The organism is Methylophilaceae bacterium (assembly GCA_018398995.1).
GTDB lineage: Bacteria > Pseudomonadota > Gammaproteobacteria > Burkholderiales > Methylophilaceae.
The window spans coordinates 1,347,315-1,363,313 of record CP073759.1 but is presented as its reverse complement, the minus strand read 5'-3'; the positions used below and the strand labels follow the sequence as shown (position 1 = coordinate 1,363,313).

Annotated in this window: 14 protein-coding genes and 1 other RNA gene; 1 reads left to right on the top strand and 14 read right to left on the bottom strand. The window is 44.1% G+C overall.

The genetic code is table 11. From position 1 onward, the window contains the following. Positions 1-7: 7 nt before the first annotated feature. The 12 genes from murB to mraZ are packed head-to-tail and all read right to left on the bottom strand — an operon-like array spanning position 8 to position 13,222. The gene (gene murB, locus KFB94_07055) at positions 8-895 is read right to left on the bottom strand and encodes a UDP-N-acetylmuramate dehydrogenase (GenBank protein ID QVL45046.1); all 888 of its coding nucleotides are present in this window, start codon (positions 893-895) and stop codon (positions 8-10) included. After that, positions 892-2,286 (bottom strand): UDP-N-acetylmuramate--L-alanine ligase, encoded by a 1,395-nt coding sequence (locus KFB94_07050; GenBank protein QVL45045.1) that lies wholly within the window; start codon positions 2,284-2,286, stop codon positions 892-894. Before KFB94_07050 ends, murB begins: the two co-directional genes overlap by 4 nt. Further along, the gene (gene murG, locus KFB94_07045) at positions 2,283-3,371 is read right to left on the bottom strand and encodes an undecaprenyldiphospho-muramoylpentapeptide beta-N-acetylglucosaminyltransferase (GenBank protein QVL45044.1); all 1,089 of its coding nucleotides are present in this window, start codon (positions 3,369-3,371) and stop codon (positions 2,283-2,285) included. Before murG ends, KFB94_07050 begins: the two co-directional genes overlap by 4 nt. Beyond that, positions 3,368-4,531 carry a putative lipid II flippase FtsW gene (gene ftsW / locus KFB94_07040; protein QVL45043.1) on the bottom strand — a complete coding sequence of 388 codons (1,164 nt, stop codon included), beginning with the start codon at positions 4,529-4,531 and terminating at the stop codon, positions 3,368-3,370. Before ftsW ends, murG begins: the two co-directional genes overlap by 4 nt. Further along, positions 4,525-5,880 carry a UDP-N-acetylmuramoyl-L-alanine--D-glutamate ligase gene (locus tag KFB94_07035; protein ID QVL45042.1) on the bottom strand — a complete coding sequence of 452 codons (1,356 nt, stop codon included), beginning with the start codon at positions 5,878-5,880 and terminating at the stop codon, positions 4,525-4,527. The genes ftsW and KFB94_07035 overlap by 7 nt, the downstream gene beginning before the upstream one ends. Further along, positions 5,877-6,980, bottom strand: coding sequence for a phospho-N-acetylmuramoyl-pentapeptide-transferase (gene mraY, locus KFB94_07030; protein ID QVL45041.1), 1,104 nt, complete (start codon positions 6,978-6,980; stop codon positions 5,877-5,879). The genes KFB94_07035 and mraY overlap by 4 nt, the downstream gene beginning before the upstream one ends. Continuing rightward, positions 6,980-8,350, bottom strand: coding sequence for a UDP-N-acetylmuramoyl-tripeptide--D-alanyl-D-alanine ligase (locus KFB94_07025; GenBank protein ID QVL45040.1), 1,371 nt, complete (start codon positions 8,348-8,350; stop codon positions 6,980-6,982). The genes mraY and KFB94_07025 overlap by 1 nt, the downstream gene beginning before the upstream one ends. Beyond that, on the bottom strand, positions 8,347-9,780 hold the full coding sequence (locus KFB94_07020; protein ID QVL45039.1) for a UDP-N-acetylmuramoyl-L-alanyl-D-glutamate--2,6-diaminopimelate ligase: 1,434 nt from the start codon (positions 9,778-9,780) through the stop codon (positions 8,347-8,349). The genes KFB94_07025 and KFB94_07020 overlap by 4 nt, the downstream gene beginning before the upstream one ends. Beyond that, positions 9,777-11,516, bottom strand: coding sequence for a penicillin-binding protein 2 (locus tag KFB94_07015; GenBank protein QVL45038.1), 1,740 nt, complete (start codon positions 11,514-11,516; stop codon positions 9,777-9,779). The genes KFB94_07020 and KFB94_07015 overlap by 4 nt, the downstream gene beginning before the upstream one ends. A gap of 1 nt (position 11,517) precedes the next feature. Then, on the bottom strand, positions 11,518-11,790 hold the full coding sequence (gene ftsL / locus KFB94_07010) for a cell division protein FtsL (GenBank protein ID QVL45037.1): 273 nt from the start codon (positions 11,788-11,790) through the stop codon (positions 11,518-11,520). Beyond that, entirely contained in the window at positions 11,790-12,776 is a 987-nt protein-coding gene (gene rsmH / locus KFB94_07005; protein ID QVL45036.1) for a 16S rRNA (cytosine(1402)-N(4))-methyltransferase RsmH, read from the bottom strand. Before rsmH ends, ftsL begins: the two co-directional genes overlap by 1 nt. Then, positions 12,773-13,222 (bottom strand): division/cell wall cluster transcriptional repressor MraZ, encoded by a 450-nt coding sequence (gene mraZ / locus KFB94_07000; GenBank protein QVL45035.1) that lies wholly within the window; start codon positions 13,220-13,222, stop codon positions 12,773-12,775. Before mraZ ends, rsmH begins: the two co-directional genes overlap by 4 nt. 364 nt (positions 13,223-13,586) lie before the next feature. On the opposite strand from mraZ, the gene rnpB reads away from it, so the two are divergent. Further along, an RNA gene (rnpB, locus tag KFB94_06995) (RNase P RNA component class A) lies at positions 13,587-13,888 on the top strand. Positions 13,889-14,068: 180 nt separating this feature from the next. On the opposite strand, the gene pyrC is transcribed toward rnpB, so the two are convergent. Both pyrC and rsmI read right to left on the bottom strand, forming a co-directional pair. Further along, positions 14,069-15,103, bottom strand: coding sequence for a dihydroorotase (pyrC, locus tag KFB94_06990; GenBank protein ID QVL45034.1), 1,035 nt, complete (start codon positions 15,101-15,103; stop codon positions 14,069-14,071). A gap of 20 nt (positions 15,104-15,123) precedes the next feature. Next, a complete protein-coding gene (rsmI, locus tag KFB94_06985) occupies positions 15,124-15,984 on the bottom strand; it encodes a 16S rRNA (cytidine(1402)-2'-O)-methyltransferase (GenBank protein QVL45033.1) in 861 nt (286 codons plus the stop codon). Between the last annotated feature and the right edge of the window lie 15 nt (positions 15,985-15,999).

The window sequence follows — 15,999 nt, the reverse complement described above, 5'->3', positions numbered from 1 at the left end:
CTCTTGTTTATGCATGTTCACCAATCACCTTTACTTCTTGTTGCAACATAACGCCTTGTTCTGTAAATACTGTTTGTTTTACGTGTTCTATCAGAGACTCAATGTCTTGCGCAGTACAATCCCCAAGATTCACGATAAAGTTGGCATGCTTTGGTGATACTTGTGCCTGACCTATTTGAAAACCTTTTAATCCACTTGCTTCAATTAACCTTGCGGCAAAGTCACCTTCAGGGTTACGGAAAGTCGACCCACCGCTTGGATAGTTCAGTGGCTGACTAGCCAAACGCTTTGCTAATAAATCTTTAATTCTGTTAGTTGATGCTCTTGGATCACCTTCTGCCAACTTAAACCAAGCAGCAGCAAACCATTCATCTGCAACTGGCATACTGACACTGCGATAGCCGGTCACAAACGCATCTGCTTTTCTAATATGTGTATTACCGTATCGATCAATTGTTAATACTTGTTCCACAATATCCCACGTCACTCCGCCATAACAACCCGCATTCATGGCCAAAGCGCCACCAACAGTACCAGGAATACCTGCCATAAATTCAGCACCCATTTGGCTATTAGCCGCACTAAATTTGGCTAGCTTGCCGCAAGTAATGCCTGCTTCTGCATAGAGATAAGCACCATCTATTTTAATAGTCTTCAATGCTTGATGCATCACAACAACCGTGCCACGCACACCACCATCTCTGACTAATAAATTACTGCCTAAGCCAATAAAACAAACTGACTCATCTGGATCTAACTCAGCCAAAAATGCAATCAACTCATCTAAACCATCCGGCACAAATAAAGTATCTGCTGCGCCACCAACACGCCAGCTGGTATAACGTGCCAAAGGTTCGTTTTTCAACAGTCTCGTGTTTAATTCGGTTTGCATCATGTCATCAGCGCTTTCGTTCTGTGTGCAACTTGACCAATACTGCCAGCCCCCATCACAATCACCACATCATCTGCTTGTACAACATTCATAATGGCTTCTGGCAATGCTTCTGTTGTTTCTATATAAATGGGGCTCACCTTATCCAACACCTTAATTGCGCCAATCAGCGTCTGTGTATCGGCGGCCACTATAGGTATTTCTCCCGCAGAATACACTTCTGTTAACAATGCAACATCCACGCTAGAAATCACCTGCACAAACCCCTCAAAACAATCTCGGGTGCGGGTATAACGGTGTGGCTGAAAAGCCAAAACCAGCCGTCTATTGGGAAAAGCATCGCGCGCTGCAGCAATCACTGCACGCATCTCAACCGGATGATGACCGTAATCGTCAATCAAAGTAAACGTTCCACCTTTACCGGTAGAGACTTCACCATAACGTTCAAAACGACGGCCAACGCCTTTAAACTCTGCCAATGCTTTGATAATGGCGGCATCTGACACATTTAACTCACTGGCAATGGCAATAGCAGCCAAGGCATTTAATACATAGTGTTTACCAGGTAGATTTAATGTCACATCTAACTCTGTGACCACGCCATTTGTACGCGTTACTTTAAAATGCATTTTGCCGTTATCTGCACGAACATCAGTTGCACGAATACCTGCATCATCACTAAAACCATAGGTAGTGACAGGCTTGGTAATACGCGGCAAAATTTCACGCACATTGTGATCATCAATACACACCACAGCCATGCCCCAAAAAGGCAATTGTTGCAAAAATTCAACAAAGGCATTCTTCAGCTTATCAAAGCTATGCTCATAGGTTTCCATATGGTCACGGTCAATATTCGTCACCACCGCTAATATTGGGCTCAAATGTAAAAACGATGCATCAGACTCATCAGCCTCAACCACAATATGTTCGCCTGCCCCAAGTCTTGCGTTCGTGCTGGCCGACTCGAGTTTTCCGCCAATCACAAAAGTTGGATCCATGCCTGCTTCTGCTAATATGCTAGCCACCAAGCTAGTTGTCGTTGTTTTGCCGTGGGTGCCTGCAATCGCAATACCTTGCTTAAAGCGCATCAACTCTGCCAACATTAAGGCGCGTGGCACTACTGGTATATGATGCTCTCTAGCGGCAATCACTTCAGGATTTCGCTCACTCACCGCTGTTGAAACAACCACCACATCAGCATCGCCTAGATTTTCTGCCGCATGACTTTGATACAACTTTGCCCCAAAACTTTCTAATCGCTTGGTCGTCGCATTACTCACTAGGTCGGAACCACTGACCTTAAATCCCAAGTTAATCAACACCTCAGCAATACCGCTCATGCCGATACCACCAATACCAACAAAATGAATATTTTTTACTTTATGCTTCATGCTGTGATTCCCGCTAATCCGATGCATATATTGGCCACAGACACAGCAGCATCTGGCTTTGCTAAGGCGCGCGCTTTGTTTGCCATTGCTAAACAATCATGCCGTGTGAGTTGCTTCAATATTTCGCTGGCTTTTTCTACACTAAAGGCTGTTTGCTGAATTAATATCGCCGCGCTCTTTTCACTTAAATAGTGTGCATTGCCTGTTTGATGATCATCCACCGCATGCGGGAAAGGAACCAAAATACTCGCAACACCAACGCAAGCTAATTCAGCCACGGTTAATGCGCCCGCTCTACAAACCACCACATCAGCCCATGCATAGATAGTGGCCATATCTTGGATATAAGCTTTAGTTTCGGCGACCACGCCCGCCTGTAGATAATTAGCTTCCAAGGTTGCAATATGTTTTTCACCTGCTTGATGCACCACTTCCGGACGCTGCGCTTCTGGCAAGGTCGCTAGCGCCTTTGGCAAAACATCATTCAAAGCAGCAGCACCCAAACTACCACCAAGTACTAACAATTTTATTTTTCCTGTTCTTTGTGCGTAACGTGTTTCAGGTAAGGGCAACTCGGTAATATCCTGACGAACTGGGTTACCTACCAATTCAGCTTTAGCGCCAAATGCTGCTGGGAAAGCAGCCAGCACCTTATTGGCTAGCACACTTAATGTTCGATTGGTCAATCCCGCAACTGCGTTCTGCTCATGAATCACCAAAGGCTTACCTAACACTTTAGCCATTAATCCGCCTGGAAAAGCGGCAAAGCCACCCATACCCAACACGACATCCGGCTGATACTGCATTATTGCCGAGACGCTTTGCTGACATGCAATGAATAATTGAAATGGTAAAAATACCCAACCTAATAAACCTTTGCCTCGTACACCACGCATAGTGATCATCGCTTTGCGATAAGCTTTGTCTGCAATTAAACGGTTTTCCATTCCACCTTCAGTAGCAAGCCAAACAATTTGCCAGCCTCGTGATTGCAAATAATCAGCGACCGCAATTGCAGGGTAGACATGACCGCCCGTGCCGCCAGCCATTACCATTAATGTTGGTTTTAGTTGCTTAGCTGTCATAGTGGCAAGCCTTTTTGAATCAGTCTATTTTCATAGTCAACCCGCATTAACACAGCGATTCCAACACAGTTAGCCAAAATACCACTGCCACCAAAAGAAAGTAGTGGCAGCGTTAATCCTTTTGTTGGGAGTAGCCCCATATTGACACCAATATTGATAATGGCCTGCACGGCAATCCAAACGCCAATGCCTTGTGCTAGTAAAGCTGAGAAATATCGCTCATTTGCATTCGCTTCTTTACCAATCCCAAAGGCACGAATGACTAACCAAGCAAACAAAAATAATACGGTTAACACACCAACAAAACCAAGCTCTTCTGCAATAACAGCAAATAGAAAATCTGTATGCGCTTCTGGCAAATACAATAATTTTTCTACGCTGGCGCCTAATCCGACACCAAACCATTCACCGCGACCGAAGGCAATTAAAGCATGTGAAAGTTGGTAGCCTTTGCCAAAGGGGTCAGCCCATGGATCCATAAAGCCGATGACACGTTGTAAACGATAAGGCGAGCTGACAATTAAAAAGTAAACAGCAACTGGTAACGCTGCTATCAGGCCAATAACTATCCAAACATTAATCCCCGCCAACCATAAAATAGCAATTGAAATACTGGCGATTACTGTAAGGGCACCAAAATCTGGCTCTCTGAGTAATAAAAATCCAACCAATACCATCACTGCCAACATCGGCAAGAAGCCGTTAACAATACTGTCCATTTGCGCTGATTTTCGCACTGCATAATCTGCAACATACATGGCTGCAAAAAGCTTCATTAATTCAGATGGCTGTAAATTAATCACAAACAGGGACAACCAGCGCTGACTACCATTAATGTTTCGACCAACACCTGGTATTAATACTAAAATTAATAAAGCAATGGCAAATACAAATAAATAAGGTGCCAATTTTTGCCACCATTCCATTGGCACTTGAAAAGCAATATAACCAGCAACAAGACTAATGCCGATAAAAATAGACTGTCTGACTAAATAATAAGTACTTTGATGTCCAATTGATGCATTTGCTTCTGCGATGGCAATTGAGGCTGAATAGACCATCACCAGACCCAAGCCAAGTAATATCAATGTAATCCATAACAACAATTGGTCGTACGAATTGATAGTCGCTTGCTGTGGCGTGGATATTTTGTTTAGCATGTCACTGCCTCTTGCTGTCTGACTGCATCAATAAATGCTTCTGCCCTATGTATATAGTTGGTATACATATCAAAACTGGCACAAGCAGGTGAAAGCAGTACCGCATCGCCAGCTTGCGCAATGCGTCGTGCAATAACAACCGCTTCACGCATATCTTGCGCGTGATACATTGGCACATCTGTTGTAATCAATGCTTGCTCAATCAAACTGGCATCGCGCCCAATTAATATCACTGCGCGCGCATGTTGACTAACAGGTGCTTTCAATGGTGTAAAGTCTTGTCCTTTACCATCACCGCCTGCGATTAAGACCACTGTTTGCGGCAATCCTGAGATAGCAGCGCAAGTAGCACCAACATTGGTTCCTTTTGAATCATCAAAATAATCAACGTCATCTACCGTAGCAACCCATTGCACGCGATGCGCTAAGCCTTTGAAGTTATATAAGGCATTTAATAAAGGGGCATATTCCAAGCCAATAGCTCGACAAAGCGCGATTGCCGCTAATGCATTGGCAGCATTATGCGCACCTTTAATCGGTAAATCCGCTACATTCATTAAATGTTGCTGACCATCGCACAGCCAGATTTCATTATGTTCATCATGAATACCAAATGCGTTTACATCAAAATCCAAACCAAAGGTCGTCACTATTGCGCTTGGGCGTTCCATAATCATGCTCCAAGCGTCGTCGCGGTTTAGCACTTGGTGCTTGGCTTTATAAAAAATATGGGCCTTAGCAGCGGCATAGGTAGCCATATCACTATAGCGATCCATATGATCTTCTGTGAGGTTCAACATTGTTGCGGCGTCAACCACCAAATGATGCGTGGTCTCTAGTTGAAAACTAGACAGCTCTAATACATAAACATCTGGCGTTTCCATAGCAAGCGTAGCCAAGACTGGCAATCCGATATTACCAGCCACAATCGTTTTTAAGCCCGCGGCTTTACACATTTCACCCACCAATGTCGTCACTGTTGTTTTACCATTGGAGCCAGTAATTGCGATTACTTTTGCTTCAGCAGGCCGATAGCGTGCGAACAATTCAACATCACCAACCACCGAGACCCCAGCTAATATGGCTGCTTGAATCGCCGGCTCTGATAACGCAACCCCTGGACTAACAACCAATAAATCCGCTTTTTTCAAAGTCTCCTCATCTAGGGCGCCTAAGAACAGATTGATATCAGGAAATTCAGCTTCCACCAGTTCTTTATTTGGTGGATGATCACGCGTATCAGCTATAGCGACACGTGCACCTTGTGCAGATAACCAGCGCAATGCGGATAGGCCCGTTTCACCGAGTCCTAATACCAATACGTATTTATTTTGTAAGTGGTTCATCATCTAATTTTTAATGCTGATAGCCCAACTAAAACCAACATCATGGTAATAATCCAAAAACGCACAACAACCTGGGTTTCTTTCCAGCCTTTTTGTTCATAATGATGATGTAAAGGCGCCATCAAGAAAATTCGCTTCCCAACGCCAGTTTTGTATTTGGTATATTTGAAATACAGCACTTGCATAGCAACAGAGCATGTTTCAACAACAAAGACACCGCCCATAATAAACAGCACTATTTCTTGTCGCACGATAACCGCAACAATGCCCAATGCCCCGCCTAATGCCAATGCACCCACATCACCCATAAACACTTCTGCGGGGTAAGCGTTAAACCATAAAAACCCTAAACCGGCACCAGCCATCGCTGCACAAAACACCATTAATTCACCGGCACCAGCCACATAGGGCACACCAAGATATTTTGAAAAATACACATGGCCGGCAACATAGGCAAAAATACCCAAAGCACTGCCGACCATCACAGTTGGCAATATGGCCAAACCATCCAAACCATCTGTCAAATTGACAGCATTGCTGCTGCCAACAACAACCATATAAGTGAGCGCTAAAAACCCAACAAACCCCAAGGGAAGCGCTAGATTTTTCATGAATGGAAAGATCAGCGTTGTTTCAATCGGTGATGCTGCTGTTTTATAAAGAAAGATAGCAACGCCAATTCCAATCAGACTTTGCCAAAATATTTTTGCTTTTGCAGACAATCCCTTCGGGTTTCTATGAACGACTTTACGATAATCGTCAACCCAGCCAATTGCACCAAAACCCAAGGTGGTCACCAATACCACCCATATAAATCGATTATGCAAATCAGCCCACAACAATGTCGAAAATGCGATTGCCACCAGTATTAATGCGCCGCCCATGGTTGGTGTGCCTGCTTTAATCAAGTGGGTTTGCGGTCCATCATCACGTACTGATTGCCCAACTTTGTATTGGGTCAGTTTTTTAATCATCTTAGGCCCGATGATAAATGATATGATGAGCGCCGTTAACGTTGCCATGACAGCACGAAGTGTAATGTAGTTAAATACGTTCAACCCTTTGATATCTTGCGCCAAAAAACGGGCTAGCTCTAATAGCATTAATGTGCTCCCTCTATATTTTTATTGCCAACTATAGCGTTAACAATTCTCTCCATCCTCATCGAACGCGATCCCTTAACCAGCACACAAGTATCAACTTGCATGTCTGCTTTAATCGCTGCAACCAAAGCGTCTAAAGAAGTAAAGTGTTTACCTCCTCTGCCAAAAACGGCACTTGCTTGTTGACTCATCTCACCAAAGCTCAGCAAACAAGAAAGCCTTTTTGCCTTTGCATACTCACCAATCTCGATATGCATCGCACTTGATTCATGTCCTAACTCAGCCATATCGCCCATCACAAAAATCAATTTCTTAGCATGCGTATTGCCTTGCGAAACCAACACATCAATCGCGGCTTTCATCGAGTCTGGATTTGCATTGTATGTATCATCAATGACGGTTGCTTGTTGATAACCAGTATAGAAAAACAAACGGCCTTGGACAGCATGAAAGGCAACAAGACCTTGTGCAATCAATTGATTGGGAACACCTAGCGCAACAGCAACAGCACTAGCCGCCAACGCATTTAATACGTTGTGCTTTCCTAAAGCGTTCAAATCGAATGCGATTGTGCCTTCTGGCGTTTTAAGTCGAATGTTGGTGTGGGAATCTAGTGAAGTATATTCAGCGGTTACATCGGCCGATTTATCGACACCAAAGGTGATAATTTTTCGTCCTTGATTCAACGAAAACCAATAAGCAACAAAATCATCATCTGCGTTAATGATGGCCGTACCATCACTTGCTAAGCCCTCAAAAATCTCTCCCTTTGCTTGCGCAATTGCTTCACGTGAGCCTAGCTCGCCAATATGTGCAGTGCCTGCATTATTAACGACAGCCACTTGTGGACGTGCAAGATGCGATAAATAGCGAATTTCATTTAAATGGTTCATGCCCATTTCAATGACTGCACAGCGATGTTCTGCGCGCAGATTAAGTAAAGTGAGTGGTACGCCAATATCGTTATTAAGATTGCCTCTCGTTGCTAAAACATTGCCTTTAGCCAAATGCAAGATACTAGCAATCATTTCTTTAACCGTTGTCTTGCCATTACTGCCTGTCACCGCCACAACCGGTAATGTGAATTGATTACGCCAATACTGAGCAAGCGTTCCTAAGGCAATACGGGTATCTTTTACTAAGATTGCGGGAGTTGCATCACTGTGCTCATCAGAAATTAACGCAGCAGCAGCACCAAGTTTAATGGCTTCTGTTGCAAAATTGTTTCCGTCAAAGCGCTCACCTTTGATGGCGACAAATAGCTGCTGATTGACAATAGCTCGACTATCAGTTCCAACACTTGTTATGTTAACGTCAACACCGTTGATTGATGCATTGAGCGCGGCTGCAATTTCTGACAACATCATCATACAGATCCTTCCTGATAGTGCTTTAATGCTTGTTCCACTTGCTCCACATCGCTAAAGTGATATTGCACCCCCGCTACTTCCTGATACGCTTCATGGCCTTTTCCAGCGATTAGCACAATATCTTCTTTGTGTGCATTGCCTATCGCCATTGCAATTGCTTTCGCCCTATCAGCCTCAATAACGCAAGTACCTTCTACTCCCTTTACGATGGCTTGAATAATGGTATCTGGACTTTCATGGCGCGGATTATCACTGGTCACAACCACCTTGTCAGCAAACGTACTCGCCACCTTACCCATCATCTCGCGCTTGCCGGCATCCCGATTGCCGCCGCAACCAAACACACAAATCAATTGTTGCTTGGCTTGCACCCTTAAAGTCATCAACACATTTTGTAAAGAGTCTGGCGTATGCGCATAATCAACAACAACCAATGGCATGTTGCCACCACCAAACTGCTGCATACGACCATGTAGCACTTTTAATTGTTTAATCGCATGAATTGCATCTTGTAAGCACACATCTGAGATTAGCAGTGTCGACAACACCGCCAACACGTTATAAACGTTAAATCGCCCAACCAAATCAACTTCTACATCAGCCGCTCCATATGGTGTTGTCACCTTGAATTGCATAGCGGCGTTTTCAAAACGAATATCAGACGCACGCACCTCACCACTATCGATACCATACGTCAATATGTTGACTGAGGCTGTACTGCATTTTTGCTTAATCCGCAAACCAAAATCATCATCACTATTCAATACCACATGCTTCAAACTATCCCATTTGAATAACTTCTCTTTAGCAGAGGCATAATTTTCAAACGTACCGTGATAATCAAGATGATCTCTGGTTAAATTAGTGAGTACGGCTACATCAAATTGCACCCCATTCACCCGACCTTGACTCAAGCCATGAGAGGAAACTTCCATCGCAACAACATCAATTTTTTGCTCGACGTAACCTGCCAATAGCCGCTGCAGTAATAAAGCATCCGGTGTGGTATTTGATGTGGGTGTTAACTGGTTTAATACACCATTGCCAAGCGTACCAATGACCGCCGACTGCCTGTTTAATACATCAAAACACTGCCCCAACCATTGAGTAACGGATGTTTTACCGTTAGTTCCTGTTACCCCAATCATCCATAATTGGCTTGACGGCTCTGCATAAAAGTTGGCTGCAATCTTACCTGCTTCTTGTTTTAAGTTGGTTACCGGAAGATTCTCTATTTGCCAATGCTTATCCCAAATAAAACCTTCCGCCTCCCATAAAATGGCGCTGGCACCATTATTAATGGCATCTATAATATATGAGCGACCATCAGTCGACTCTCCAGGATATGCCAAGAACAATGCACCAGGCACCACTTCTCGACTATCCGCAGTGATTGCACTCGCTTTAACATGCCTCAGATAATCAGTCATACCATCTCCTGAACATCATCATCAGCAAATTTTGGCACGATCACATTGGCATTGGGCGCATCCTGTGGTATCGCCAAGAGCCTCAACACTTCTGACATCACACTGCTAAATATAGGTGCCGCTACGGTCCCACCATAATACTGTCCATTGGTTGGCTCATCTACCATGACCGCCATAATCAAACGCGGATTGGACGCAGGCGCAAGCCCAACAAACGAACCTACATATTTATCCCGTTCATATCCATTTGCACCTAATTTATGCGCAGTGCCTGTTTTACCCGCTACGCGATAACCTGTAACTTGCGCTTTTGTGCCAGTGCCGCCATCTTGCACCACCAATTCCAGCATATCTTTGACACTATTTGCCACGGCAGCAGAAAATACCGACTGCCCCTCGGGCGCCTCGTCTAATTTAATTAATGATACTGGTTTTAATTCACCATTATTTGCGAATACCGTATAGGCCCTGGCAAGCTGTAATAAAGTGACACTAATCCCATGCCCATAAGACATCGTTGCCTGCTCAATAGGTCGCCAAGTCTCATAATCTCGCACCTTTCCACGCACTTCACCTGGAAAACCGATATCAGTTTTCTCACCAAAACCCAATTGATTGAATACTGTCCATAATTTCTTTTTATCTAAACTGAGCGCAATTTTTGCAGACCCCACATTAGAAGACTTTTTCACCACTTCAGACACCGTTAATTCTGCGTAAGCATGCGTATCATGTATGGTTGCCGGTCCAATTTTCATATACCCAGGCGCTGTATCCACTTTTGTTTCTGCAACATACCCGCCAAACTGTAAAGCCGCGGCAGCGGTTATGGGCTTCATCGTTGAGCCAGGCTCAAACACATCAGTTAAGGCGCGATTGCGTGTTTTACCTTTTATATTGGTTGGATTGTTAGGGTTGTAAGTTGGCAAATTAACCATCGCCAGTACTTCGCCCGTTTTGGCATCTAACACCACTGCAGAACCTGCTTTGGCTTTATAGTATTCGATTGATTTAGATAGCTCTCTAAAGACCAGATATTGGATGCGGCGATCAATACTTAAAACCAACTCATTACCATCACTGGGTTGTCTGACTACCTCTAACTCTTCAACGATTTGACCAGACCTGTCTTTAATAACGCGGCGCTGGCCTGCTAAACCAGCAAGCTCATCGTTACGTACAAGCTCGAAGCCTTCCTGCCCATTACCGTCAACCCCAGTAAAACCAACCACATGAGACACAACATCTCCAGCTGGGTAAAATCGCTTATAGTCACGCTCCAAAGCAATACCTGCGATATTAAGCTTTTTTACTTTTTCTGCTAAATCAGGCGCAATACGTCTTCTGATATAGACAAACTCTTTTTGTTTATTACTGATTTTTTGATCAATGACTGCCACACGCATGTCTAGCAATTCTGCTAACGCTTTTTTTTGCTTTTCACTCATCTGAACAACTGAAGGGTTTACCCAAACAGATGCAACAGGACTACTTCCAGCAAGAATTTCACCATTTCTATCTTTTATTTTTCCTCTATCAGCTTGGAGCTCTAATGTACGGATATAACGATCTCCGCCTTTTTTCTGCAAAAAATCCTTATTCATACTTTGCAAATAAACACTTTTAACAAGCAACAAGACAAAACCAAACAAGACTGCAATCAACAATAAGCGTCTACGCCATTCTGGCAAGCTTAGTGCTTTTAGTTGTTGCTGCTGTTGTCGTTTAAATTCCATACTACTGAACACCTTTGTCTAACACGATGACTTGAACTTCTTTTGGGATCGGCACTTTCATCTGTAATTTTTTTGTTGCCATTTCTTCAATACGGGAATGCATTGCCCAAGTGCTTTGCTCTATCTGCAACTGCTCAAACTCTGTTTTATATTTTGCCGCCACTACCACTAATTTTTCATGTTCGGCATGTAACTCGCGCGCTTCATGTTGTGATGTCACCACACCCAAACCAATAACAACCAATACTAAATATAAAATTAAGTTCAGCTGCATTACAGTACCGCCGTTCGCATTGCCACTCTCATCACCGCACTTCGAGACCGAGGATTTAATGCTACCTCACGGTCACTGGGCTTCACTGCCTTTCCCACACTCACCAACCGCGACTGCGGTAAATCTTTCGCTTTGACTGGAAAGTTGGATGGCAAGTCATCACGATTCGACTCACTCTTGATAAAACGCTTCACCACTCTATCCTCAAGCGAGTGGAAACTAATCACCACCAAACGTCCACCCTCTGCCAATAAATTCAAACATTGCGGCAACACTAACGACAACTCTTCAATCTCCTGATTTGCGAAAATCCGTAAAGCTTGAAAGGTGCGCGTTGCAGGGTTCTTGCCCGGCTCAATCTTTGGGATTGCATTTGCCACGATCTTGGCAAGCTGCCCTGTAGTGGTGATGGCGCGCCCGTCATTGCGCTCCTTAATAATCGCCCTTGCAACCTGCTTAGCAAACCGTTCTTCACCATAATCTTTTATGACCTCCCCTAGTTGTTTTTCTGTTATCGTCTCTAGTAACGTTGCTACCGTTTTGCCACGCGTTTGATCCATCCGCATATCCAATGGACCATCCAACCGAAAACTAAACCCTCGCCCACTCACATCCACTTGCGGCGATGAAATACCCAAATCCATCAAAATACCATCGACACTGGTTAATTGATGCTTTGCCACCAACTGATCCAACTCTGAAAAGTGCAAATGCTCCATATAAAAGCGCGCATCATTAATCTCATGCGCAGCTGAAAAAGCGGCCATATCGCGATCAATGGCAAACAAACGACCTTTAGGTCCCAATTGACTCAGAATGCTTCTACTGTGTCCGCCGCGGCCGAATGTACAATCAATATAAGTACCCTCTTTTTTAATTGCCAATGCATCCACCGCCTCAGCTAACAAAACGGTAATATGTGATGCTTGTTCAGCATTTGCCTCCCCCAATACTGAAGAGGGCGCCACTTCAGCGCCCTTTGTCATAGTGAGAAACCCTCTAGTTCCGATGGCATTTCAAAGTCACCGTCCTCATTGACCGCTTCCTTACTCTGCCTAAACCAAGCTTCCTTACTCCACAGCTCAAAGTGACTTCCTTGACCAATCAACATCACTTCCTTTTCGAGCCCTGCTAATTCGCGCAAGGCTGGAGAAACCAATAGTCGACCTGCACTATCCAAGCTGACATCTTCCGCGTAACCAACCAAACGGCGTTGCAAAGCAGCCGACTTTTTATCAAAACTAGACAAGCTCATGATTTTTGATTGAATAGGCTCCCAAGCGGATGTTGGGTAAAGCAACAAACATGGATGCGAATGCGCAGTGAGCACAATCTCGCCCGCAGATTGCGCGAGTAACGCCTCTCGGTGTTTAGTTGGAATGACTAAACGCCCTTTTGCATCCATATTGAGATTTGTTGCACCCTTAAACACGTTAATTCGCAGCCTTTATGTGCTTGTTAAATAAATAAGCAGTAAAAAAAGAAATAGTTAAACCATACACACACTAACGTCTATACAAGTTATATTTCCCACAAAATACCACTTTCCCCCACTGCTGACCACTATAGATAAAAAAAAAGTGCTTTGCAAGCACTTTTTAATGTTTTTTCTTTACAAGACAATGACTTAGCGGTTTTTTGCACAAAAAACAAATTTCTTAATAAACATATAGTTATATGATTTACTGAATGTCATGTGTCAGCAGTTTTTGATAGGTGTTTGAATTAGTTGATGTGTAAAAACTAATCTGGTTAATATACTAATACGCTAGTGATTTGGATGTTAAAATGCTCTTCAAGTTAGCCAGACAGTCGCCGCTTAGTAATAAGGGGAGGAAAGTCCGGGCTGCACAGAGCAGGATGACGGCTAACGGCCGTACGCCGTGAGGCGAGGAACAGGGCCACAGAGACGAGCGTATTAAGTTACGGTGAAACGCGGCAACCTCCATCTGCAGCAAGACCAAATAGACTGGCAATAGGCGTTGCTCGCGCTGCTAGTGGGTAGGTTGCTTGAGCATGTGAGTAATTGCATGCCTAGATGAATGACTGTCCGTGTAGCAGTACATGACAAAACCCGGCTTATCGGCTAACTTTTTTTACTCGATTTGAGGCAATGCTTGCTGGCGCATTCTCCTAGCTGCATCCAATGCAGCAGCCAAAAAGACCCAGCGCACCAATGCTTTCACAAGCGCTTTCCAAACACTTTATTTGGCAAATATTCATCAATAAAAAGTAGAGCGGGCATCATCATCGACTCTTTATGGCATGCGATAACAACTTATTTCATTTTCCACTCAACCATTTCGCCGGCCCTAAACGGCACAAGCATATCACCTGCATAAGGATAGCACTCAGGCACTTGCCAACTTTCTTTTACTAGCGTCACTTGCTCAGTATTTCGTGGCAGGCCATAAAAGTCGGGACCATAAAAACTTGCGAATCCTTCCAGCCGATCAAGCGCGTATGATGCTTCAAATACTTCTGCATAAAGTCCTATTGCCGCATGTGCGGTATACATGCCAGCACATCCACAAGCACTTTCTTTGGCATTTTTTTCATGTGGCGCACTATCAGTGCCTAAAAAGAATTTGGGACTACCAGAAATCGCCGCTTTCACTAAGGCCTGCCTATGCTCTTCACGTTTTAATACTGGCAAACAATAATGATGTGGTCGAATGCCGCCTTTGAACATGGCGTTGCGGTTCATCATTAGATGATGCACAGTAATCGTGGCAGCAACATTATCTGGGGCAGTAGCAACAAACTCTGCTGCATCCTTGGTAGTAATATGCTCGAAAACGATTTTTAATGCTGGATATCGAGCTATTAATTGCTTCATGTGCTGATCAATAAAAACTTTTTCTCGATCAAACACGTCGACATCAGCATCGGTAACTTCTCCATGCGTCAGCAGTGGCATACCAAGCGCTTCCATTGCCGCCAACGCGGGCGCACATTTATCCAAACTGGTTACACCAGAATCTGAATTGGTAGTTGCGCCAGCAGGATAGAGTTTAATACCATGAATAATGCCGCTATCTTTGGCTTTTTTAATTTCTTGGGCAGTCGTATTATCTGTTAAATACAAAGTCATTAGCGGCTTGAAATCTACACCCGCGGGCAATGCTTGCATAATGCGCTGACGATAAGCTATAGCAAGATCCGTCGTTGTTACTGGAGGGCGTAAGTTAGGCATCACAATGGCTCGAGCAAACTGCTTTGCGGTATCTGCGACAACAGCCTTAAGCTGCTCACCGTCTCGTAAATGTAAATGCCAGTCATCTGGCCGTGTTATGGTGATTGATTTTGTCATACTTTCGTTTGCCTTATTGTTCACTCTGTCTTTTTTAACGCTAACGCGTGTTGGTACAAATCATTTTTTTTGACTCCTGTAATCTCAGCCGCAAGTTTCACAGCCTGCTTCAAAGGTAGTTCCGCCAGTAGCGTTTTAAGGTGACGCTCAGCATTTTCATTAATTGCAGCTTCTGCTTTAAGTGGCGCAGCCTCAATCAGCAACACAAATTCACCGCGTTGCTGATTAACATCATGTTCTAGCCAAGCCTTGGCATCACTTAACAGACAGCGATGAAAAGTTTCAAATGTTTTGGTCAGCTCACGCGCGATCGTCACACGACGCTCTGGTCCTAAAATATTAGCCATATCCTCTATACTCTCAACAATCCGATGCGGCGCCTCATAAAAGACGAGCGTATGCTGTAATGCGCAGAGCATGGTTAATTTTTTTCTGCGCTGAGAGCCACTCGCCGGCAAAAAACCAATAAAACTAAAGCCATTATCCGTAATGCCAGACGCTGATAGCGCAGCAATAACAGCACTTGCGCCTGGAATAGGCACCACATCTACACCCGCGTTGCGTAGCACGTCCACAACAATCGCACCAGGATCACTAATACCAGGCGTGCCTGCATCTGTGACTAATGCAATACTTTCACCCGCTTTTATGCGTGCTAGCAAAAGCTGTGCTGATTGATATTCATTATGCTCATGTACGGCAATCAGGCTTTTTGTAATGCCAAAATGGTTAAGCAACCCAGCCGTATGGCGCGTATCTTCAGCCGCAATTGCATCAACCTGCTTTAAAATATCTAAAGCACGCAATGTAATATCGGCTAAGTTTCCAATTGGGGTTGCAACCACATATAATATGGCTTGTTTTGGTATCGCTTGCGTCATTTATCAAATTTTAAC